This is a genomic window from Nocardiopsis potens DSM 45234 (assembly GCF_000341105.1).
In the GTDB taxonomy this organism is placed as follows: domain Bacteria; phylum Actinomycetota; class Actinomycetes; order Streptosporangiales; family Streptosporangiaceae; genus Nocardiopsis_A; species Nocardiopsis_A potens.
Map to the genome: position 1 here is coordinate 1 of NZ_ANBB01000027.1, position 20,532 is coordinate 20,532.

At 75.9% G+C, this 20,532-nt stretch carries 19 protein-coding genes; 10 read left to right on the forward strand and 9 right to left on the reverse strand.

Going from position 1 to position 20,532, the window contains the following annotated elements:
* Positions 1-933: 933 nt before the first annotated feature.
* Positions 934-2,256: a hypothetical protein gene (locus tag D459_RS0110425; RefSeq protein WP_017592947.1), complete on the reverse strand. Its 1,323-nt coding sequence runs from the start codon at positions 2,254-2,256 to the stop codon at positions 934-936.
* An 86-nt stretch (positions 2,257-2,342) separates the two neighbouring features.
* Positions 2,343-3,200: an alpha/beta fold hydrolase gene (locus tag D459_RS0110430; protein WP_017592948.1), complete on the reverse strand. Its 858-nt coding sequence runs from the start codon at positions 3,198-3,200 to the stop codon at positions 2,343-2,345.
* Between the two features lie 211 nt (positions 3,201-3,411).
* Here D459_RS0110430 and D459_RS31320 point away from each other — a divergent pair, with 211 nt between their 5' ends.
* Complete coding sequence (locus D459_RS31320) at positions 3,412-4,362, forward strand: oxygenase MpaB family protein (protein ID WP_051065403.1); 951 nt, start codon at positions 3,412-3,414, stop codon at positions 4,360-4,362.
* Positions 4,359-4,580, forward strand: a complete 222-nt coding sequence (locus tag D459_RS0110440; protein ID WP_017592950.1) for a DUF3099 domain-containing protein — start codon at positions 4,359-4,361, stop codon at positions 4,578-4,580. Before D459_RS31320 ends, D459_RS0110440 begins: the two co-directional genes overlap by 4 nt.
* A gap of 78 nt (positions 4,581-4,658) precedes the next feature.
* Here D459_RS0110440 and D459_RS0110445 read toward each other — a convergent pair whose 3' ends face one another.
* Together D459_RS0110445 and D459_RS0110450 are read right to left on the reverse strand one after the other, a co-directional pair.
* Positions 4,659-5,492 (reverse strand): GH25 family lysozyme, encoded by an 834-nt coding sequence (locus D459_RS0110445; protein WP_017592951.1) that lies wholly within the window; start codon positions 5,490-5,492, stop codon positions 4,659-4,661.
* 351 nt (positions 5,493-5,843) lie between these two features.
* Complete coding sequence (locus tag D459_RS0110450) at positions 5,844-6,941, reverse strand: pyridoxal-phosphate-dependent aminotransferase family protein (RefSeq protein ID WP_026120258.1); 1,098 nt, start codon at positions 6,939-6,941, stop codon at positions 5,844-5,846.
* A gap of 203 nt (positions 6,942-7,144) precedes the next feature.
* Here D459_RS0110450 and D459_RS0110455 point away from each other — a divergent pair, with 203 nt between their 5' ends.
* Positions 7,145-7,672, forward strand: a complete 528-nt coding sequence (locus D459_RS0110455; RefSeq protein ID WP_017592953.1) for a GNAT family N-acetyltransferase — start codon at positions 7,145-7,147, stop codon at positions 7,670-7,672.
* Between the two features lie 174 nt (positions 7,673-7,846).
* Positions 7,847-9,352 carry an aminopeptidase P family protein gene (locus tag D459_RS0110460; RefSeq protein WP_017592954.1) on the forward strand — a complete coding sequence of 502 codons (1,506 nt, stop codon included), beginning with the start codon at positions 7,847-7,849 and terminating at the stop codon, positions 9,350-9,352.
* Positions 9,353-9,428: 76 nt separating this feature from the next.
* Here D459_RS0110460 and D459_RS0110465 read toward each other — a convergent pair whose 3' ends face one another.
* The 3 genes from D459_RS0110465 to D459_RS0110475 all read right to left on the reverse strand — a co-directional run bounded on the left by D459_RS0110465 (position 9,429) and on the right by D459_RS0110475 (position 11,841).
* Positions 9,429-10,097: a lysophospholipid acyltransferase family protein gene (locus D459_RS0110465; RefSeq protein ID WP_017592955.1), complete on the reverse strand. Its 669-nt coding sequence runs from the start codon at positions 10,095-10,097 to the stop codon at positions 9,429-9,431.
* Positions 10,098-10,173: 76 nt separating this feature from the next.
* Complete coding sequence (locus D459_RS0110470; protein ID WP_017592956.1) at positions 10,174-10,722, reverse strand: dihydrofolate reductase family protein; 549 nt, start codon at positions 10,720-10,722, stop codon at positions 10,174-10,176.
* A gap of 192 nt (positions 10,723-10,914) precedes the next feature.
* Positions 10,915-11,841, reverse strand: coding sequence for a serine/threonine dehydratase (locus D459_RS0110475; protein ID WP_017592957.1), 927 nt, complete (start codon positions 11,839-11,841; stop codon positions 10,915-10,917).
* A 117-nt stretch (positions 11,842-11,958) separates the two neighbouring features.
* On the opposite strand from D459_RS0110475, the gene D459_RS0110480 reads away from it, so the two are divergent.
* The 6 genes from D459_RS0110480 to D459_RS0110505 all read left to right on the forward strand — a co-directional run bounded on the left by D459_RS0110480 (position 11,959) and on the right by D459_RS0110505 (position 18,612).
* The gene (locus D459_RS0110480) at positions 11,959-12,906 is read left to right on the forward strand and encodes a LysR substrate-binding domain-containing protein (RefSeq protein ID WP_017592958.1); all 948 of its coding nucleotides are present in this window, start codon (positions 11,959-11,961) and stop codon (positions 12,904-12,906) included.
* 87 nt (positions 12,907-12,993) lie between these two features.
* The gene (locus D459_RS0110485; RefSeq protein ID WP_017592959.1) at positions 12,994-13,644 is read left to right on the forward strand and encodes a trimeric intracellular cation channel family protein; all 651 of its coding nucleotides are present in this window, start codon (positions 12,994-12,996) and stop codon (positions 13,642-13,644) included.
* Between the two features lie 143 nt (positions 13,645-13,787).
* Positions 13,788-14,450 carry a hypothetical protein gene (locus D459_RS0110490; protein ID WP_026120259.1) on the forward strand — a complete coding sequence of 221 codons (663 nt, stop codon included), beginning with the start codon at positions 13,788-13,790 and terminating at the stop codon, positions 14,448-14,450.
* A 1,150-nt stretch (positions 14,451-15,600) separates the two neighbouring features.
* Positions 15,601-17,451 (forward strand): ABC transporter ATP-binding protein, encoded by a 1,851-nt coding sequence (locus D459_RS0110495; RefSeq protein ID WP_017592961.1) that lies wholly within the window; start codon positions 15,601-15,603, stop codon positions 17,449-17,451.
* A gap of 167 nt (positions 17,452-17,618) precedes the next feature.
* The gene (locus D459_RS0110500; protein WP_040709767.1) at positions 17,619-18,218 is read left to right on the forward strand and encodes a Dps family protein; all 600 of its coding nucleotides are present in this window, start codon (positions 17,619-17,621) and stop codon (positions 18,216-18,218) included.
* A 193-nt stretch (positions 18,219-18,411) separates the two neighbouring features.
* Positions 18,412-18,612: a DUF1918 domain-containing protein gene (locus D459_RS0110505; protein ID WP_017592963.1), complete on the forward strand. Its 201-nt coding sequence runs from the start codon at positions 18,412-18,414 to the stop codon at positions 18,610-18,612.
* 150 nt (positions 18,613-18,762) lie between these two features.
* Here D459_RS0110505 and D459_RS0110510 read toward each other — a convergent pair whose 3' ends face one another.
* Positions 18,763-19,224, reverse strand: a complete 462-nt coding sequence (locus D459_RS0110510) for a nuclear transport factor 2 family protein (protein WP_017592964.1) — start codon at positions 19,222-19,224, stop codon at positions 18,763-18,765.
* A gap of 294 nt (positions 19,225-19,518) precedes the next feature.
* Entirely contained in the window at positions 19,519-20,256 is a 738-nt protein-coding gene (locus D459_RS0110515; protein WP_017592965.1) for a tyrosine-protein phosphatase, read from the reverse strand.
* Positions 20,257-20,532 lie beyond the last annotated feature (276 nt).

Sequence of the window (20,532 nt, forward strand, 5' to 3'; positions counted from 1 at the left end):
CCCCGCCCCCCCGCCGAGGGTGGTCATATCCCGTATGCCGGGTTTGCGGCGGGGATCGGGCGGGTGCGGGAGCGCCCTGCGCACCGGGAGAGCACCCCGATTACATCTACCAGCGAGTAGTAAGCCCCAAGGTTCCCACCGTCTCCCTGTCGGTTACCCAGAGTGGCCAAGGCGGGCCCTCCCTGCAGGGTAAAAGCGACATCCCGCCCCTGTCCGGGTTCCGGCCCCCTGCTTTGCGGCCTTGCGGGCGGCTCGAACCCCCGAACACCGGCCCGATCGAGGCGATTCGGGGCTTCCGGGGGCCGATCCGAGCCGGGATGCGCGCCCGGGAATCACCGGGGTGCTCTCGCGGTGCGCAGGGCGCTCCTCCCGGCCTTCACTGTGCGTGTTTGCCCAGGTCAGGGAGGTGCAGCGGTTTCAAGGGCGGCCGGCCCCGACGCCCGGGCGACGCGGGAACGGCGAACCCGCCGCCCCAGACCCGCCCCGACCGCCGTGCCCCGCTCTGCCGCACCCGACCGACCGGCCGGTCCTCGCCGCCGCCCTCGCCGCCCGCTTGAACCTTCGCTCCGCGACGTGCTGCACCTGACCGACCGGCCGGTTCCCCTTCCCGCCTTCGCTGTCCGTCTGGACCCTCGCCCCGTGAGGTGCCGCGCTCGGGTGAGGACCTTCGCCCCGCCCCTACCGCTGCCGTCGCTGCCCGTCTTGGCCTCCGCTCCGCGAGACGCCGCACCCGACCGACCGGCCGGTCCCCTTCCCGCCTTCGCTGCCCGCTTGAACCCTCACCCCGTGGGGCGCCGCACCGGACCGACCGGCCGGCCGGTGCTCCTTCTCTCCTCTGGTGTGCGGTGTTGCAACGGACACTGGGAACCACCGGCTTTGAGACGGCGACGGCGCCGAGACCATCGGGAGAAGGGAGGCGGGGGGCGAGTGCGCTCAGCCGTCCTCGGGTACGTACAGGCGCACGTCGTCGACGCGGGCGCTGCCCTCGTAGAAGTTCATGTGCGGCTGTCCGATGAGGAAATGGTCCGGGTAGGCGGAGCCGGCGGGCCACACGTCGGTGTCGGTGTAGGCGCCGCCGTCGGGGGCCGGGTAGGTCCAGGTGGCGTTGTGCTCCCCGGAGTACTCGCCGGGGGTGCGGTTGTAGTGCCAGACCGGGTTCTCGCCGTCGTCGAAGGGCTGCTCGTAGCGGAGGGTGCGCTCGCCGATGTGCCGGAACTCCCCGGAGACCTCCAGGACGTACCGGTCGGCGCGGCGCTCCACGGCGAACCGGTAGTCGCGCTCCGGCATCGCCTCGGGCACCAGGTCGGCCTGGCTGACGATGCCGCCGCCGACCTCGGTGCCGCACTCGCTGTGCATCACGTACTCGGTGCCGGGCTGGTCGGCGTAGCGCCGCTGGTCCGTCATGAACAGCATGTTCACCCCGTTGCCGCTGCCCCACTCGTAGGGCTGCAGCTCGCCGGTGCGGGCGTCGCAGTAGCGCAGCCCGCTCCCGGTGTAGCGGTACCGGTTGTAGCCGTCCATGACCACCTTGCGGTGGGTGTGCACGAAGACGTTGTTGTGCGGGGCGGGCCGCTCGTAGTCCATCACCGACAGGAAGTAGAACCCGTTGGAGTCGGTGGTGACGTCGTGCCAGTCGCATTCGGGGCGGGTGAAGTCGCCCGAGGCGGCCCACGGGAAGTTGGTCTTGCAGTCGGAGGGGCGGTAGCCGTTGACCTTGCCGCCGTAGTCCCACTCGCCGCCGCGCTGCCCGCCGAAGTCGATGGTCCTGAGGGTGACCTCCACCCGGTACTCGGCGGGCAGCGCCTCGGTGGAGCGCAGCACCACCGCGCCGCCGTGCTCGGGGCTGTCGAACAGCCCCGAGGGGCCGGACCCGGGCAGCAGGTCCCGGGTGAACGACGGCTCCCGCACGCCGTCCCGCTTGGCGAGCTCGGCGGTGAGCCAGCCGTCCTCGCCGAAGGAGAACGACCGCCGGTACAGGTCCATGCCGTCCAGGTGGCCGCCGAACGCGGGCCCGCCCATCGCGTGGAAGAACCCGCCGTCGTTGTCGTAGCCGTCCACATCGTAGGGGCCGCCGGGGCCGTCCTCGTCCGGGAACCACCCGGTGTCCCCGGACGGGGCGAACCGGGAGAAGTCCTCCTCGTGCACCAGCCGCCAACCGGTGTCCGCCTCCGCCGCGCCCTCGACCGCGGCCGCGGTGGGGACGGCGAGCGCGGCAGCGGCGGCGGCCGCCGCCCAGCCCGACCTCCGAGGTGCCATCTGAGACCTCCGCTCGGTGCAGCACTGCCCCCCGGTGGGTCAAGACTGCACCGGACTCCGCGCGGGCGCCAGCCGGGCGCGCGGGATCAGCCGCGCTTGAGGTGCTCCAGGATGGGCGGGATGATCCGCTCCGGGTCCTCCTCCGGCAGCCAGTGCGAGGCGCCGTCCAGGCGGACGTACTCGTAGCCGCCGCCCACCCACTCCCCGGTGGACTCCGCGGCCGCGGCGGTGAACGCCAGGTCGCCGTCGCCCCACAGGTACAGCACCGGCACCTCGATCGCCGGGGCGTCGGCGGCGGCGCCGTCCAGTGCCCGGTACCAGTTGAGCGCCGCGGTCAGCGCGCCCGGCTCGCCGAGCCGACGCACGTTCTCCTCGACCAGGGCGGCGGGGACGCGCCCCTGGTAGATGCCGCGCAGTGCGGCGGCGCCGTCGCCGAGCAGCACCTCCTCGGCCTTGCCCTCCCGCCGGAACAGCCCGATGTAGGAGAGGCTCTCCCGCTGCTCCTCGGATTCGGCGACCGCGCGGGCCAGGGCGCGCGGGTGCGGGGTGGACAGCACGGTCAGGGTGCGGATCCGCTCGGGGCGGCGGCCCGCGGCGGGCCAGGCCAGCACCCCGCCCCAGTCGTGTCCGACCAGGTGGAACCGCTCGGCCTGCAGTTCGTCGGCGAACGCGAACACGTCGGCGACCAGTTCGTCCACGGTGTAGGCGGCGGGGCCCTCGGGGCGCGCGCCGGGGGAGTAGCCGCGCTGGTCCACGGCGACCGCGCGGTACCCGGCCCGGGCCGCCGCGGCGATCTGCTCGCCCCAGCAGGAGGCGAACTCGGGGAAGCCGTGCAGGAACAGCACCAGCGGGCCGTCCTCGGGTCCTGCGGCGACGGCGTCGAAGACCATGCCCCGCACGTTCAGCGCGAGGCGGTCGGATCCGGGGGCGGGGGCGCGGTCCATGGCGGTCCTCTCGTCAGGGGAAGCGGGTGACCGACAACCTACTCCGGGCTCCCGGGCGGGGGCGGGGCCGGGAGCGCCCCCGGGGGCCGGATCCCCTGCGGGGCCGGGGGAGCGGGCGATCTAGAATCGGATTCGAGGTGCGCCGGCGCGGCGTACCAGGTGTCGGGAGAACCGATCTCGGGAGCCCCCTCCCGGAAAGGACGTGCCGGACGTGGAGCAGCCCACCGTCGCCCTTCCGGAGAGCGCGACCTGGCGGATCCAGACGGACCGGGCCATGTGGGTGGCCGGTGTCCGGGCGCTGATGCTGCAGGCCCTGCATCCGGTGGCGGTGCAGGGGGTCTGGCAGCGGTCGGATTTCCGCGAGGACCCCACCGGCCGGCTGCTGCGCACCGTCGACTTCGTCGGCACCACCACCTACGGCAGCCCGCAGGAGGCCGAGGAGCTGGGCGCCCGGGTCCGCTCGGTGCACCGGCGGCTGAGCTTCACCGACCCGGCCACCGGCCGCCGGCACCGGGTCGACGAGCCCGACCTGCTGCTCTGGGTGCACTGCGCGGAGGTGGTGTCCTACCTGGAGGTCGTGGCCCGGGCCGGCGCCCGGCTGAGTCGCGCCGACGCCGACCGGTACTTCGCCGAGCAGACTCGCACCGCCGCCTACGTGGGGCTGGACCCGGCGGAGGTGCCCGATTCGGTGGACCGGATGCGCGCCTACCTGGCCGGGGTCCGCCCGCGGCTGGCGGCCGGCCCGGAGGCCCGGGAGATCGTCCGGTTCCTGCTCTGGCCCAAGGTGCCGGAGCGGATGCGGGCGCTCGCCCCGTTCAAGCCGATGTGGGTGCCGATCGGCCTGCTCTCCTACTACACGCTGCCGGACTGGGCCCGCCGGATGTACCGGGTGCTGCCCGAGCCGCCGGGGACGCAGGCGCTCGCCACCGGCGCGCTGTCGGCGGTGCGCACCGGCCTGAACGCCACCCCGGACGCGCTCTACGACCGGATCTTCGAGGAGGCCACGGTGGAGCGCGCCCGCCGGGCCCGGGTCCGGCTGGCCGAGCACGGGTACCGGGTCGGCGGCGGCCTGGCGGGGCTGCGCGACCCGCGGTCCTGGCCGGCCGGCGCGGCCGAGGCGGCCGGGGTGCTCGGGCGGGCCGGGACTACAGTGGAGGTATGAAGCGCCGGGTGCGCCGGTACGCCTGGCTGATGGGCACCTGCCTGGTGCTGTTCGCCGGGTCGCTGCCGGTCTACTACCTGCTCGGGGTCGAGTGGGCGGTGGCGATGTGCGCGGTCGCCATGGTGCTGCCGCCGATCGCGGTGATCATCGGCAACAGCTCCGACCCGACCGACCCGGCCGACCACGACGTCCGCTACGGCCCCAACCGGGAGCGCTGAGGCGCCCGGGCGGGGCCGTGGGGGAGGCCCCGGCCGCAGGGAGGGGGGCGGCCGGGGCCGGTCCGGGGAGGTTCCGGGTCAGGTGTTGTTGGCCAGCGCGAGCAGCCGGTCGCGGGAGCCGTTGAACACGTTGAGGTCGGTGTCGCCGCCGATGCCGGGGACGGAGCCGCTGTCGGTGTACTGCCAGAAGGTGTGCACCCCGAACCCGGCGGGGATGGTGGGCCGGTCGGCGCTGGTCCAGCTGGCCACCCACAGCGGGTTGGTGGAGGCGAAGGCGCCGCTGCCGCCGGCGCAGTCGTTCCACCAGCCGGCGCTGGTGTAGAGCACCACGTCCCGCCCGGTCAGGTCCCGGTAGGTGTCGCTGAAGTCGCGCACCCAGGAGACGATCTGGGAGGGCGACTTGCCGTAGCAGTGCGGCGCCGCGGAGGTGTCCTCCAGGTCCAGTGCGCCGGGCAGGGTCTGGTCGTCGGCGGACCAGGCGCCGCCGTTGGACGCGAAGTACTCGGCCTGGGCGGCGCCGCCGGAGACGTCGGGGCGGGCGAAGTGGTAGGCGCCGCGGATCAGCCCGGCCCGGTAGGAGCCGGTGTAGTTGGTGTTGAACGCGGGGGACTTGAACCCGGTCCCCTCGGTGGCCTTGATGTAGGTGAAGCGCACGCCGCTGCCGGCGACCTTCGGCCAGTCGATGGTGCCGTTGTGGTGCGAGACGTCGATGCCGGGGATGCCCGCGGGCGCCGCGGAGACGTCGGTCCGGCCGGGGGCGTCGGGGGTCTCCCGGGCGTGCTGGGCCATGGCCGGGGTGTCGGTGGGGGACGCCGCGGCGGCGGGCGCGAACAGGGTGCCGGCCGCGGCGAGCACCGAGCCGAGCAGGAGGCTCAGCGCGGTGGAGCGGGGGGTGCGGGGGATGCTTCGCATCGCCGTGATCTCCTTCCCAACCGGCCGCGCGACCGGGTGGGCCGGGCCGGCTGTACGAGCGGGGACGGGTGAGGATCTCGGTAACGGAGCGCGTTCGTTCGGTACGCGTCCGCACTGAGAATTCAGCCTCACCGGGGTCCGGGCGGGCAATGGGCCGCAGGGCTCAAAACGCCCGCGCCCCCAGGGCCCCAGGACCCAGCCGCCGCCACCGGGACCGCGGCCCACCTGCAGGGGGAACCAGGGCCCGGCGGCTCCGGGGCACCGGAGAAAGGAGAAGGAAAAAAGGGGAAGGGGAGGCTCCGCGGAGCGGAACGGGGCCCGGCGCCGGGGCGTCCCGGCGCCGGGCGGGGGTCAGCGGCCCAGCACCTCGCGGAGCGCGGCCAGGACCAGTTCGGCGCGGTCCGGGCGGGCGTTGTGGCCCATCAGCCCGATCCGCCACACGGTGGAGGCGTACTCCGCGACGCCGGCGCCGATCTCGATGCCGTACTCGTCCAGGAGGCGTCCGCGGACCTTGGCCGAGTCCACCCCTTCGGGCACCTTCACCGAGGTCAGCTGCGGCAGCCGGTGGCCCTTGGCGGCGAACAGCTCCAGGCCCATGTCCTCCAGGCCGTCCTGGAGGCGGGCGCCGGCGGCCCGGTGCCGGGCGGCGACCTCGGCCGTGCCCTCGGCGGTGATCCGCTCCAGCGCCGCGTCCAGGGCGGCGATCATGCCCACCGGCGCGGTGTGGTGGTAGGCGCGCCCGCCGGGGCCGCCGCGCACGTAGGCGCCGAGCAGCCCCAGGTCGATGTACCACACCGGGGGCGTCTCCACCCGGCGCTCCCAGGCCCGCTCGGAGAAGGTGAACGGCGCCAGCCCCGGCGGCACCCCCAGGCACTTCTGGGTGCCGGAGTAGCCGATGTCGACGCCCCACTCGTCCGCGGCGACCTCGGTGCCGCCCAGCGAGGTGACGCAGTCGGCGACCAGCAGCGTCTCCTCGGAGCGCGCGTGCACCGCGGCGCCCAGGGCGCCGATGTCGCTGAGCACGCCGGTGGAGGTCTCCGCGTGCACCGCGGCCACGATCGCCGGGGAGGGGTGGGCGTCCAGCACCCGCTGCACGTCGACCGGTTCGCCGAAGGCGTGCCCGACCCCGACCACCTCGGCGCCGTACCGGGAGGCCACCTCGCACATCCGCCGCCCGAACAGGCCGTTGACCGCGACGACCACGGTGTCGCCGGGGCGCACCGTGTTGGCGAACGCCGCCTCCATGCCCAGCGACCCGGTGCCCGACAGCGGCATGGTCAGCGGGTTGGCGGTGCCCCATACCGTGCGCAGCCGGTCGCAGACGCGGTCCAGAAGCGCGATGAACTCCGGATCGAGGTGCCCCAGGATCGGGGCGGACAGCCCGAGGACGGCCTCGGGGTAGGGGTTGCTCGGTCCGGGGCCCAGGAGGGTGCGATCGCTCAAAGCCATGTCGGTCACTCTAGGACCCGCCCGGGGCGGGCCGGGCCGCAGGGGTGCCCGGGAGGGGTGCGGGAGGTGTGGCGATCGCGACACCGGTACGGCGCCGCTCACCGGCGGGAATGCGGGCGGAACGTCCTAAGTTGGGCCGTTGGTGGACGGCGGCCGGACCCGGCCGCCGCGACTCGCAGCCGATCGGGAGGAGAGGGAAGGCGATGACGGTTCAGGGGGCCGAGCGCACGCCGGCGCCGGTGGAGCGGGCGGTGGCGATGGGCGACCCCGCGGTCCGGCCGATGCTGGAGGGGCTGGCCGAGGAGTACACCCGGCGCTACGGCGCCGAGGCCGCCCGGCGGGAGCTGGAGGCCTACCCCGAGGCCGACTTCGACGCCCCCTACGGCGGGGTGGTCCTGATCGAGCTGGACGGCCGCCCGGTGGCCGGCGGGGCGTTCCGCCGGAAGGACGCCGCCACCGCCGAGTTCAAGCGGATCTGGACCGACGGCGCGCACCGCAGGCGCGGACTGGGGCGGCGGGCGCTGTCCGCGGTGGAGGCCGCCGCGGTGCGCAGCGGGTACCGGCGCGCCTACCTCACCACCGGCCCGGAGCAGCCCGAGGCCGTCGCGATGTACGGCCGGCTGGGCTATGCGCTGTCCGACGCCGAGGGCCTCGACGAGCAGGGCGGCCGCCGCTACTACGCGTTCGCCAAGGAGCTGGCGGGCGGCGCGGCGCCCTACGATGGACGCTAGACCTTGCCCCGCGGCCGCCGCCGGCCGGGAGCGCACCGCGCACCCGTGCGCGGCGCCCGCCCGGGGCGGCCGCGGGGGCGCGCCCTCCCCGCACCCCGGGGCGGTCCGCGCGGCAGGGCCGAGGGGCCGCCACGAGCGGCCGGCAGCGAACCGAGTGACCTTGGAGGCCGAGCAGTGACCGAGCAGCAGCGCCCCGGCGGGGGGCAGGCCCAGGACGGTGCGACCGGCGAGCCGGCGTTCCGGCCGCGCAAGAACGGGCAGGAGCAGTCGGTCTCCGAGGAGCTGTCGGCGTGGATGCGCACCGGCTGGGCCGACACCGAGAAGCGCGACGTGCGCCCGATCGAGCAGGCGCGGCACACCGCGCACCGCCGCTCCGAGCTGAGCGCCCGCTTCCCCGGCGAGCGCCTGGTGGTCCCGGCGGGCGGCCTGAAGACCCGCTCCAACGACACCGAGTACCCGTTCCGGGCCGCCACCGACTACGTCTACCTCAGCGGCGACCAGTCCGACGACGGCTGCCTGGTGTTCGAGCCGCACGAGGGCGGCGGCCACGAGGTCACCGCCTACCTGCGGCCGCGCTCCAACCGGGAGAACGGCGAGTTCTGGCTGGACGGCCACGGCGAGCTGTGGAGCGGCCGGCGCAGCAGCCTCGCCGAGTCCTCGGCCCTGCTCGGCCTGGCCGTGCACGACGTCCGCGAGCTGCCCGCCCTGCTGGAGAAGGCCGCCGGCGGCGTGGCCACCCGCATCGTCCGCGGCCACGACGGCGCCCTGGACCGGATCGTCGACGAGCTGCGCGGCGGCGCCTCCGAGGAGAGCGCGGCGCGCGACGAGGAGCTCGCCGTCGCCCTGCACGACATGCGGCTGGTCAAGGACGAGTGGGAGGTCGAGCAGCTGCAGAAGGCCGTGGACGCCACGGTCCGCGGCTTCAACGACGTGGTGGCCGTGCTGCCGCAGGCCAAGGCCACCTCGGAGCGGTACATCGAGGGCACGTTCTTCCTGCGCGCCCGGGTGGAGGGCAACGACGTCGGCTACGGCACCATCGCCGCCTCCGGGCCCAACGCCACCACCCTGCACTGGGTCCGCAACGACGGCCCGGTCCGCGAGGGCGACCTGCTGCTGCTGGACGCCGGCGTGGAGACCACCGAGCTCTACACCGCCGACGTCACCCGCACCCTCCCTGTGTCGGGTGCCTTCACCGAGCTGCAGCGGCGCGTGTACGACCTGGTGTACGCGGCCCAGGAGGCGTCCATCGCCGCGGTCGCGCCGGGCCGACCGTTCCGCGACTTCCACCGGGTCGCCCAGCGGGTGCTGGCCGAGGGCCTGGTCGAGTGGGGTCTGCTGGAGGGCCCGGTGGACCGGGTCGTCGAGCTGGGCCTGCAGCGCCGCTACACCCTGCACGGCACCGGCCACATGCTCGGCCTGGACGTGCACGACTGCGCCCGGGCCCGCACCGAGGAGCACCTCTACGGCGAGCTGCGCCCGGGCATGGTGCTCACCGTCGAGCCGGGCCTGTACTTCCAGCCCGACGACCTGACCGTCCCCGAGGAGCTGCGCGGCATCGGCGTGCGGATCGAGGACGACGTGCTGGTCACCGAGGACGGCAACCGGGTGATGTCGGCGGGCCTGCCGCGCTCCTCCGCCGACGTCGAGGCGTGGCTGGCCGAGCGGATGCCCAAGGCCTGACCGGGCGCCCGGCAGGGAGGCTCTGCGGGCCGGGCGGTGCGCACCGCCCGGCCCGTGGGCCCCCGTCGCCTCGGGGTCAGGCCCTCGGGGTGTGGGGGTTGTACACGCCGGCCTCCTCCTGGCCGGTCAGGTCGCCGATGGCGGCCATCACCCGGTCGGTGACCTCCCGGCGGGCGCGGCCCGCCTTCATGTGGTCGTAGCCGAAGGAGAAGTCCAGGGGCTCGCCGAAGCGGATCCGGATCCGCGCCAGGCGGGGCAGCCGGGCCCCGATCGGCTGGATCCGCTCGGTGCCGGCCAGCCCCACCGGGACGACCGGCGCGCCCGAGGTCAGCGCCAGGTGCGCCACCCCGGTGCGGCCCTTGTACAGCCGCCCGTCGGGGGAGCGGGTGCCTTCGGGGTAGATGACGAACACGCCGCCGTCTTTGAGCACCGACAGCCCCAGGTCCAGCGAGTTCAGCGCGTCCCGGCCGCCGGTGCGGCGCACCGGGACCGCGCCCAGCGAGGTGACCAGCGCGCGGGAGGCGCGGCCCTTCACCCCCGGCGCCTCGAAGTACTCGGCCTTGGCGAGGAACCGCATCGGGCGGGGCACCGCGAGCGGGAGGACGACGCTGTCGGAGAACGACAGGTGGTTGGCGGCCAGCAGCACCGGCCCGGAGGACGGGATGTTCTCCAGCCCCTCGATCACCGGCCGGTAGAGCGCGCGTCCCAGGGACGAGCACGTCCAGCGCAGCGCCGTGTAGAGCATGGGTCTCCCTTTCCCGCGGCCTGAGGGTCGAGGGAAGGGTATCCGCACCGCCGCGGGCCGGGGCCGGCCGGGCCGATCAGCGGCGGTAGCGGAGCAGCACGGCGGTGCCGTCGAACACCCGGGACTCGGACAGCTCCAGCCCGAGCCGCCCGGGGTCGGCGAAGGACCGCTTCCCGCCGCCCAGGGCGACCGGGTGGACGATCAGGCGGTACTCGTCGATCAGTCCGCGCTCGGTGAGGGCCGCCGCCAGCTCGGAGCCGCCGAACAGCACGATGTCCCCTTCCGCCTCCTTCTTCGCGGCGGCCAGCTCGTCCAGGTCGGCCAGTACCCGGGTGCTCCACTCGGCGCCCTGCAGCGTCCGGGAGACCACCAGCTTCGGCTTGGCCCGCCAGGCCGGGGCGAACGCCAGGTCGTGCGGGTCGTCGGAGAGCTCCTCGGCGCGCGGCCAGAACCCGGACATCATCTCCCAGACCACCCGCCCGTACAGGAACGCGCCGGCCTGCTCGCCCGCGGCGCGGGAGTACTCCGACAGCTCCGGTCCCACCACCGGCCAGTCGAACTCGCCCTCGGGGCCCTCGATGAAGCCGTCGACCGACTGCTGCGCGAAGTAGATGATCTCGCCCATGCCCGTACTTCCTCTCTACGGCACCGCCCGGTGCGGTGCACGGCCGCCCATGGGACCGCGGGGTTCCGCGGAACTCATCGGCGGGTTCCGGGGCGCCGGGCGGCCGCCGCGAGCGGCGGAGGCCCGGCCGACGGGATGCTACTCCGCCGGGCCGACAGATCCTCCGCCGCATACGAGGAGCGGGCCCGGCGGTCAGTCGGCCGGGCGCCAGCCGGTGTTGGCGCCGCAGACGACCAGGCACGGGTTCTCGCCGGGGACGCGGCCGGCCAGCCAGGCGGCGAAGGGGACCGCGGCGGCGGGCTCCGCGGCGATCCGGAACTCCTCCCAGAGCCGGTCCCGGGCGGCCAGGATCTCCCCGTCGCCGACCAGGGCCGGGGTGACGGGGCGGGCGCGCAGCACCTCGAACGGGGTCCGGCCCACCCGGGTGGCGCCCAGCGCGGACGCGGCCACCGAGTCGACCGGGGCGTCCACCGGCTCCCCGGCGGCCAGCGCGGCGTGCAGGCTCCGGCAGCCCTCCGGTTCGACCGCGACGACCTCGCGCCCCTCGGCGCCCAGCCGCACCCCCGCGGCCAGCCCGCCGCCGCCGACGGCCACCGCCACCGCGTCGCAGTCCGGCGCGTCCTGCGCGATCTCCAGGCCGACCGTGCCCTGCCCGGCGACGATCAGCGGGTCGTCGTAGGCGTGCAGGTAGCGCACCCCCTCCGCGGCGGCGTACTCCAGCGCCGCCTCCGCGGCGGCGGCGTAGCGGTCGCCGGCGCGCACCAGCCGGGCGCCGGAGGCCTCCAGCCGGCGGGCCTTGGCCTCGGGCACGGTCTCCGGGACGTAGACGACCGCCTCGGTGCCGAGCATGCGGGCGGCGGCCGCCACCCCCAGCCCGTGGTTGCCGCCCGAGGCGGTGACCACCCGGGCGCTGCGCCGCGCGGTCAGCGCGTTCAGCGCGCCGCGCAGCTTGAACGACCCGGTGAGCTGGAGGTGCTCCAGTTTGAGGGTGACCCGGCGCCCGTCCACCCGGGCCCGGAGCAGCGGGGTCCGCCGGGCGCGCCCGGCGACCCGGTCGGCGGCCTCCCGGACGTCGGCGGAGGTGGGGACATGTGCGGGGACTGCGGTGCTCGGTGCCATGAGGCCAACTCTGCCCCGGGCCGGGACCGAGGTGAAGTTCCGTCTGCTAACGACGGATAAGCTCTGCTTATCTGCGGGGCCGGGGCGCCCCCGGGCGCGGGGGGAGGAAGCGCGGCGGTGCTGGACGCGAACCGGGTCCGGGTCCTGGTGGAGGTCGCCCACGCCGGCTCCATCGCCGCGGCGGCCGAGCGGATGTCGTTCACCGCGCCCGCGCTCTCCCAGCAGCTCGCCAAACTGGAGCGGGAGCTGGGCTGCACGCTGCTGGAGCGGCGCCAGGGCGGCGTCCGGCTCACCGGGGCCGGGAGGATCCTGCTGGCCTACGGCGAACGGGTCATGGGCGACCTGCGCGACGCGGAGACCGCGGTGCGCGCGGCGGCGGGGGAGCGGCCCCGCCGGCTCTCCCTGGGAACCTTCGCCAGCGCGGGGAAGGTCCTGGTGCCCGGCGCGCTGGCGGCGTTCGCCCGCGCCCACCCCGACGTCCGCCCGGCCCTGTCCGACCTGGAGCCGCCCGACGGGTACGGCCTGGTCGCCTCCGGGGCGCTCGACCTGCTGATCACGCACCGCTACCCGGGGGTGCAGCTGCCCGCTGCGGCCGGGCTGCGCCGGGAGAGGATCCTGGTCGACCCGCTGATGCTGGTCCTCCCCGAGGGGCACCCCGCGGCCCGCCCCGGCCCGGTGCCGCTCGCCGAGGCGGCGGGGGACGAGTGGATCTGCGGCGCCCCGGGCGTGCCTAACCGGGTCGCGCTGGAGACGGCGGCCCGGGAGGCGGGGGTGCGGGTCCGGGTCGCCTACGAGACCCGCGACTACGAGGTCACCCTCGCGCTGATCCGGGCCGGGGTGGGCGTCGGGCTGGTCCCGCGGACCGTCCTGGGCGCCTGCGAGCCGTCCGGGTGGAGCGCGCACCCGGTGGCCGCCGCCGACCCGGCCGCCCCGCCGCCCGCCCGGGAGGTCTACCTGGTGCACCGGCGCAGGCCCCTGGCCCCGGTCCCGGAGATGGCCTCGCTGCTGCGCCTCTCCGCCCACCGGGCCCTGGACCGGGGCGCCGGCGCCGCGGCCGCCGATTGAGCGGGCGCGCCGCCCGGCCCCTCCGGCGGGGGAGCCCTCCGGGATGATGGGGTGCGGGAGGACACGGGGACGAGGGGACGGGCGGGGATGGACTTCGGGGCCGCGCAGCTCATCGCCTTCGACGTGCTCGACCTGCTCGGCGCGTTCGCGTTCGGGCTGTCCGGTGCGCTGGTGGCGGTGCGGCGGGACTTCGACGTGGTGGGCATCGCGGTGCTGGCGTGCTGCACCGCCTTCGGCGGCGGGCTGATCCGGGACGTGCTCATCGGCGACGTTCCGCCGGCGGCCTTCACCGACCTGCGCTACCTGGGGACGGCCCTGCTCGCCGCGCTGGTGGTCTTCCTGTGGCATCCGCCGGAGCGGGTGCAGCGGGTGCCGCTGACCGTGGTCGACGCGATGGGGTTGGGGCTGTACTGCGTCACCGGCGCGGTCAAGGCGGCCTCCTTCGGTCTGGGGCCGGTGCCGGCGACGCTGATGGGGGTGACCACCGCGGTGGGCGGCGGCATGCTCCGCGACCTGCTGGCCGGCCTCCAGCCCTCGGTGCTGCGCCGCGACTCCGAGCTGTACGCGCTGCCGGCGCTGGCCGGGGCCGGTGCGGCGTCGCTGCTGCTCCACGCCGGTGTCTTCACCTGGTGGACCGGTGCCCTCGCCGCGCTCGGCGCGTTCGTGCTGCGCCTTCTCGCGGTGCGGTTCCACTGGAGCGCCCCGCGTGCGCTGCGCCGGCCGGAGGAGCCGTTCTGAGGGGGACCGGCGCGATTCCCCCCCGGGGGCGGCGCGGTTCTCCCGGTGCGATACCGGGGCGGGCGCGCGGAAATCCGGGGAATCCGGGGAACTCGGGAAAAACCAGTGGCGGGCCGGTTCCCCCGCCTCTAATGTCCTCCACCATGAACATGACGCTGGGAGACGCCTTCAACCGCCGCAAGAAGCTCTCGGCCGATCTGCAGACCTGGATCAACCGCCTGCAGCTGGCCGGGGCCGAGCGGCGCAGCTACCGGACCGCCTCCCTGGACGGCGAGGAGGCCTACCGCCCGGAGCCCGGCACGGAGAAGGCCACCAAGCGGGCCTACACCGTGCAGGAGTGCCGGGAGCGGATCGCCGCGATCCTCGCCGAGGACGAGGAGCTGGCGCTGCGCATCTCGCGCACCAACCGGCGGGCGCGCGCCGAGATCGAGGACCTCGACGGGCGGGTCCGGGTGCTGTCCGTGCCCGAGCTGCTGGTGCTCAAGGACGACACCATCCCCAAGCTGGAGCAGGCCGCCCGCGCGGTGCCGGTGCGCGCCGAGGACGCCGCCCCCTACGACGGCGGGGAGGACTGGATCCGCTACCGCACCGTCCGCAGGGTGGAGCGCAAGCGCGAGTCCTTCAGCGAGAACGGCCTCAAGATCGAGGAGCAGGAGCTGCTCGGCTACGACGTCGCGGAGATCACCGACTACGGCCTGCCCCGGCGCGGCCAGTGGGACGAGATCGACCGCATCGCCGAGTACGCCCAGCGGGTCAAGCAGGCGATCAACCGGGCCAACAAGACGGAGCTGGTCGAACTCGACTAGGCTCACCGGGACAGCGGGGCCGGGGCACCGAAGTGTCGGTCGTAAAAGGTAGCGGCGTACCGCGCATTCGCGTCTATCCGCCTACCACACATTGAGCAGGTGTGTCCGTTGTACGTGCGTAGCGATGGAGCGGGAAGACCGCTCCGGGTAACAGGCACCGAGTAACAGGTCACCTGCAAGGGGTAACACCACCTGGGGTCCCTGCACACCCTGGCCAGCCCCGGTTCCCGCCCTTTCTCCGAGCGGCCCCGGAGCGCTCTCCGCTCCGGGGCCGCCGCGCGTCCGCCGGGAATGCGGAAACGCACCGGAGAGCGGGGGAGGGATTTCCGCCCCCGCCCCGGCTCCGCACCGTCGGAGGCCGCGCCGGCCCGCGCCGGCGACCGGCCGCGGCCTGCGGTGCCGCAGGCGCCCCGATGCGCGGGCGCATGCGCGCATGCAGGCGCAGGCCCGCCCAGGGCGTCCCGCCGCATCCATGCCGCATCGGCCTGTCCGGGGGACCGGCCGGCGCCCGTGCCGGCCGGTGCTGGAATACCAGCCCGGTCCCGCCGGCCCGGAACCGCGCACCCGCCCCCGGTGCACCCGTGGCGACCTGCGCGGAAGCGGGGCGGAAGGAAAACCTCCGGCGCCGCGGGTTTGGCCGCGGCGGGGCCGGCGCCGGCGGGCCCGCGCCGTCCGGAGGGCGGCGCCCGCCCAGGTGGGGCCGGGCGCCGCGGCGCCCGGCCCGCACCGGCCCCGGGGCAACGGGCCGCCGCCGGGACCGGGCGCGGGCCGCCCGGATCCCCCGCCGATCCGGGCCGGGCCCAACCCGGCGGAGTCCGGCCGGCGGCCCCCGGCCGCTCCGCGCACGGCGCGCCCCGCCCCGGGTTCCGGTCCGCCGCCAACCCCGGCGGTCTCCCGCACCGGGCTGCCCCGGCGGCCCCGGGCGCGGCATGCTCCTCGGCGCGGCCGAACGCATGTTCTGCTCGGACCGCCCGCGCAGGGGACGCGGGACCGGTGCGAGCGGCCGGAGCGTCCGCCCGCGCCCCGCGGAGGGCCCGCGGGGCGGGAGGAACGGAGTGACGCCGTGAAGCGATGGCGACGACGGGGAGCAGCGGGCGCCGGAGGCCCGCGCAGCGGAAAGAACGCGCGATCACCCGAGGCGGTCCCGGAGATGACCGCATCCCGGTACCGCGTCCACGACGAGGCGCTGGCCGAGGCGACGCTGGCCGGCATGCTCGCCCGGGTCCCGGGGACGGCCGCCGCCGCGCTGCGCTGGGCCTGGCGGGCCTCGCCCCGGGACACCGCCGCCACCCTGCTGCTGCACGCGGCCGCCGGGGTGTTCGGCGCGGTGGCGCTGATCGCGGTCACCGGGGTGCTGGAAGAGCTGTTCAGCGCGGTCCCCACCGCCGAGCGGGTCGCCGCGGCGCTGCCCGCCCTGCTCGCGCTCGCCGGGGCCGCGGTGGCGCGCGGCGCGCTGCAGGCGGCGGCCGGCTGGGCCCAGGCCCGGCTCAAACCGCAGGTGGAGCGCCGCGCCGAAGTGCACCTGTTCGACCTGACCGCCCGGATCGACCTGGAGAGCTTCGACGACTCCTCGTTCAACGACGCCATGTACCGGGCGCGCGACCGGGGCCTGTACGAGGCGGGGCGGGTCATCGACGCCGCGGTGGAGGTGCTCTCCGCGGCGATCGGCCTGGCCGCCGTCGCCGGGGTGCTGGCGGTGCTGCACCCGGTGCTGCTGCCGCTGCTGGCGCTGACCGTGGCCCCGGCGGGCTGGGCGGCGGTGCGCGCCGCGCGGATGCGTTACCGGCGGATGCGGGAGCTGACCAACGGCCGGCGCCGCAAGTGGACCCTGGGCGACCTGCTGGCCTCCCGCGACTCCGCGGCGGAGCTGCGCGCCTACACCATGGGGCGCTTCCTGCTGGAGGAGTACACCCGGCTGGCCGACCGGGAGCGCGACACCATGCTGGCGGTCGCCCGCAGGCAGACCGCGGTGCGCGCGGCCGGCGACGCCGCCGGGGGCGCGGCCACCGCCGCCACGTACGCGGCGCTGGGTGCCCTGCTCCTGGCCGGCGGGGTACCGCTGGCCGTGGCGGGCACGGCGGTGCTGGCGATCCGGCAGGGGCAGGCGGCCCTGCAGACCCTGCTCTTCTCGGTCAACCTGATGTACGAGTCGGGCCTGTACTTCACCGACTTCACCGAGTTCTGCGCGGCGGCCCGGCGCCGGCTGCCGCCGGCCCCGCCCGCCGGGGCCCGGACCCCCGGCCCGCTGCGCGAGCTGGCCGTCCGCGGCGTCCACTTCTCCTACCCCACCGCCGAGGAGCCGTCGCTGCGCGGCGTCGACCTGCGGGTGCGGGCGGGGGAGATCGTCGCGCTGGTGGGCGAGAACGGGTCCGGCAAGACCACCCTGGCCCGGCTGGTCTGCGGGCTGTACCGGGCGCAGCGCGGCACGGTCGCCTGGAACGGCGCCGACGTCGCCGAGCTGCCCGCCGAGGAGCTGCGCCGCCGCATCGGCCTGGTCGCCCAGGAGTACTGCCGGTGGCCGATGACCGCCGAGCGCAACGTCGCGATGGACACCGCGGCCGACCCGGACCGGCTGGCCCGCGCCGCGCGGCAGAGCGGCGCCGACGAGGTGGTCGCCCGGCTCGCGCGGGGCTGGGACACCGTCCTGGACCCGCGGTTCGCCCAGGGAGCCGACCTCTCCGGCGGGCAGTGGCAGCGCATCGCCGGGGCGCGCGGGCTCTACCGCGACGCAGACCTGCTCATCGTGGACGAGCCGACGGCGGCCCTGGACGCCCGCGCCGAGCACGCCTTCTTCGAGACGCTCCGCGAGCACGCGCGCGGCCGCACCGTCGTGCTCATCACGCACCGGCTGGCGTCGGTGCGGATGGCCGACCGGATCGTGGTGCTGGACCGCGGCCGGGTCGCCGAGCAGGGCGCCCACGCGGAGCTGATCGCGCGCGGCGGCCTCTACGCCGAGCTGTACCGGCTGCAGGCCGACGCCTACCGGGAGCGGGCGGCCTGACCTTCCCGGGCGGTGCGGCCGGCCCGCACCGCCCGGGCGGTTTCCTGGCCGATTCCTTGCCGGAGGGTGGGCGCGGATTTGGCCGCGGGTGACGGGCGGTCCCGGAGACTGGCTGGTCGGATGCGATCGGGCGCCCGCCCGGTCGCGGCGGATCCGCACGCCACCACATGGGGAGGGTTCCAGCAGTGACCAGCACCCGAACGCCCGAGCAGCACAGCAGCCAGCCGTGGCTGCACCAGAAGGGCTCCGAGATCCAGCGGTTCGGCACGGTCCGGCAGTTCCCGGTCGGCCTCTCCCACGACGCCCGGATGTACTCCTGCCAGCGGCTCAACCAGGTACTGGCCGACACGCAGATCCTGCACGCGCTGTACAAGAAGCACCACTGGCTGATGCGCGGGCACACCTTTTACCAGCTGCACCTGCTGATGGACAAGCACGCCGGGGAGCAGGCCGGGATGGTCGACTCGCTGGCCGAGCGGGTGCAGACGCTGGGCGGCGTCGCGGTCGGCGACCCCCGGCACGTCGCCGAGATCACCCGGGTGCCGCGCCCGCCGGACGGGGCCGAGGAGGTCCCGGCGATGCTCTCCCGGCTGCTGGAGGCGCACGAGCTGATCCTGGTCGACGCGCACGAGGCGGCGCGCAAGGCCGACGAGGCGGGCGACGACGGCACCAACGACCTGCTGGTCTCCGACGTCATCCGGACCGGGGAGATGCAGGCATGGTTCCTCGCCGAGCACCTGGTCGACACCCCGCTGGTGCGGGCCTGAGCCCGCCGGCGGGGCGGGGGCGGCGCGCCGCCCCCGCCCCGCCTCCGTGTCGACCGGGACCGGGGCGGGAATCGTGCCGGAAAGGCGTCGGACCGGCGGAGGCCGCCGGGGTGAGCGGAACGGGCGGCGGGGCCGCCGGGCGGTTCCGCGGGACGGCCTTTCCACCGCAAAGGACGCGAAGGAGGGGAGCGGTATGCAGGCCACGGTGGGCGACCGGGTGAGGATCAACTCCCGGGTCGTCGGTATGAAGGAGCTGACCGGAGAGATCGTCGAGGTCCGCGGTCCCTCCGGGGAGCCGCCCTATGTCGTCCGCTTCGAGGACGGGCACGAGAGGCTGATCTTCCCGGGGCCGGACGCGCTGATCGTGCCGCGTCCGGGCGGCCCGGTCGACTGAACGGGGAGACGGGGCGGCGGGGCGGCCGGTGCGGGGGCGGCGCCGCCCCCGCACCGCGGGCCCGGGGCGGGAGACGCCGTCAGGAGCGCCGGCGCTCTGCCGGAAGGGCCCGGCCCCGGCGGCCACCGAGGCGGCCGGGGCCGGGGCCGGTCAGGGACCGGGCCAGGGCAGCGGGGCGCCGTGCTCCTCCTCCGGGCGGGGGCCGAAGATGCGCCGGTCGCCGGAGGAGATGCGCAGGTCGTCGATGCTCGCCTCGCGGCGGCGCATCAGCCCGTCGGGGGCGAACTCCCACAGCTCGTTGCCGTAGCTGCGCCACCACTGGCCGGCGGCGTCCCGGCACTCGTACTGGAACCGCACCGCGATCCGGTCCTCGCCGAAGGACCACAGCTCCTTGCGGAGCGCGTAGTCGAGTTCGCGCTCCCACTTGGCGGTCAGGAACGCCTCGATCTCCGCGCGGCCGCGGAGGAACAGGTCGCGGTTGCGCCAGAGCGAGTCGGGCGTGTAGGCGCGGGCGACGAGCGCGGGGTCGCGGGTGTTCCAGGCGTCCTCGGCGGCCTGGACCTTCGCGCGGGCGGCGGCCTCGTCGAACGGCGGGACGGGCGGGCGGGTCATGGTGCTCCCCAGGGAGGCGGGCGGGCTCCCGGAGCCGGCCCCGGCCTGCCGCCGCGCCGCCCCGGAAGAGGACGGGCACGAGTGTGCCGCCGGGCGGCGCTCCCCGCCATGTCCGCTGGGGACAGGGACCCCACGGTTCCGGACATGCCGCGGCCCGGACGGAGCCCCGGGGACGGGGAGGCCGGCGGGCGCCCGGAGCCCGGACCGCCGCCCGAGCGGCCCCGGTGCAGCGGGGGCAGCCGTTCCCGCCGCACCGGGCACCGGAGAGGAACCGCAGATCCCGGCCGGTCCGGGTCAGGCGGGAGCAGGCTCCAGCAGCCGGTCGCGGAGGGCGGCCACCAGGTCGTCTCCGGCGCCGAGCCGCTCGGCGGCGTAGCCGCGCACCGACCCGTACCGGTCGGCCAGTCCGGCGGAGAAGCGCCGGATGATCCCGGCGGGGGCGGTGCCGTAGGCGGGCCAGCGCAGGGTGAGGTGGGGGTAGCTCGCGTGCCACTCGGCGACCAGGCGCTCGGTGGCCAGCCCGGTCAGCGCGAAGTCGGCGGCGATGTCGTCCTCGTCCACCCCGAGCAGGGTGAGGACCAGCATGGCCAGCACGCCGGTGCGGTCCTTGCCGGAGTGGCAGTGGAACACCAGCGGGGAGGTGTCGCCGGCGATGATCTCCAGGGCCCGGCGGAGCTCGCCGGCGCCCTCGTCCGCGAGCTCGGCGTACCGCTCGGCGAGGAACGGCACCGGGTCCACATCGGGGTCCAGGCCCGCCTGGTCGTAGGGGCGGTGCTCGACGCTCAGGTTGTGGTAGGCCAGCCCGTCGCGGTGCGGGACGCGCCCGCTGCGCTCCACCTCCCAGGGGTGGCGCAGGTCGATCACGGTGCGCACGTCCAGGCCGAGGAAGCGGTCCAGGTCGGGGCCGTGCAGCTTGCCCAGGGAGTCGGAGCGGAACAGCCGGCCCCGGCGCACCCGGCGGCCGCCGGCGGCGCGGGGACCGCCCAGGTCCCGGAAGTTGTGCAGGTGCTCGAACGTGATGGGGGTGCTCACGGGGCGATCCTAGAAGCACGGCCGGGATCTGCGGGAAGCGGGACCCGTGCGCGGCCATGGCCTCCTCCGGCCCCGGTCGGGGGCGGGGCGGGCGCCGCGCCGACTCCCCGGCTCTTTCCGAGCGGCCGCGACGGGACGCGCCCATGCGGAAGGCGGCCGCGCGGAGAAGCGGGGGGCGGCACCGGCCTCACCGCTGAACGGGCCTCCTTTGAACGGCCGCTTCGGAGCGTCCCGCCGGAAGGCGGCCGGGCGGAGAAGCGGGGACGCCGCCTCCCC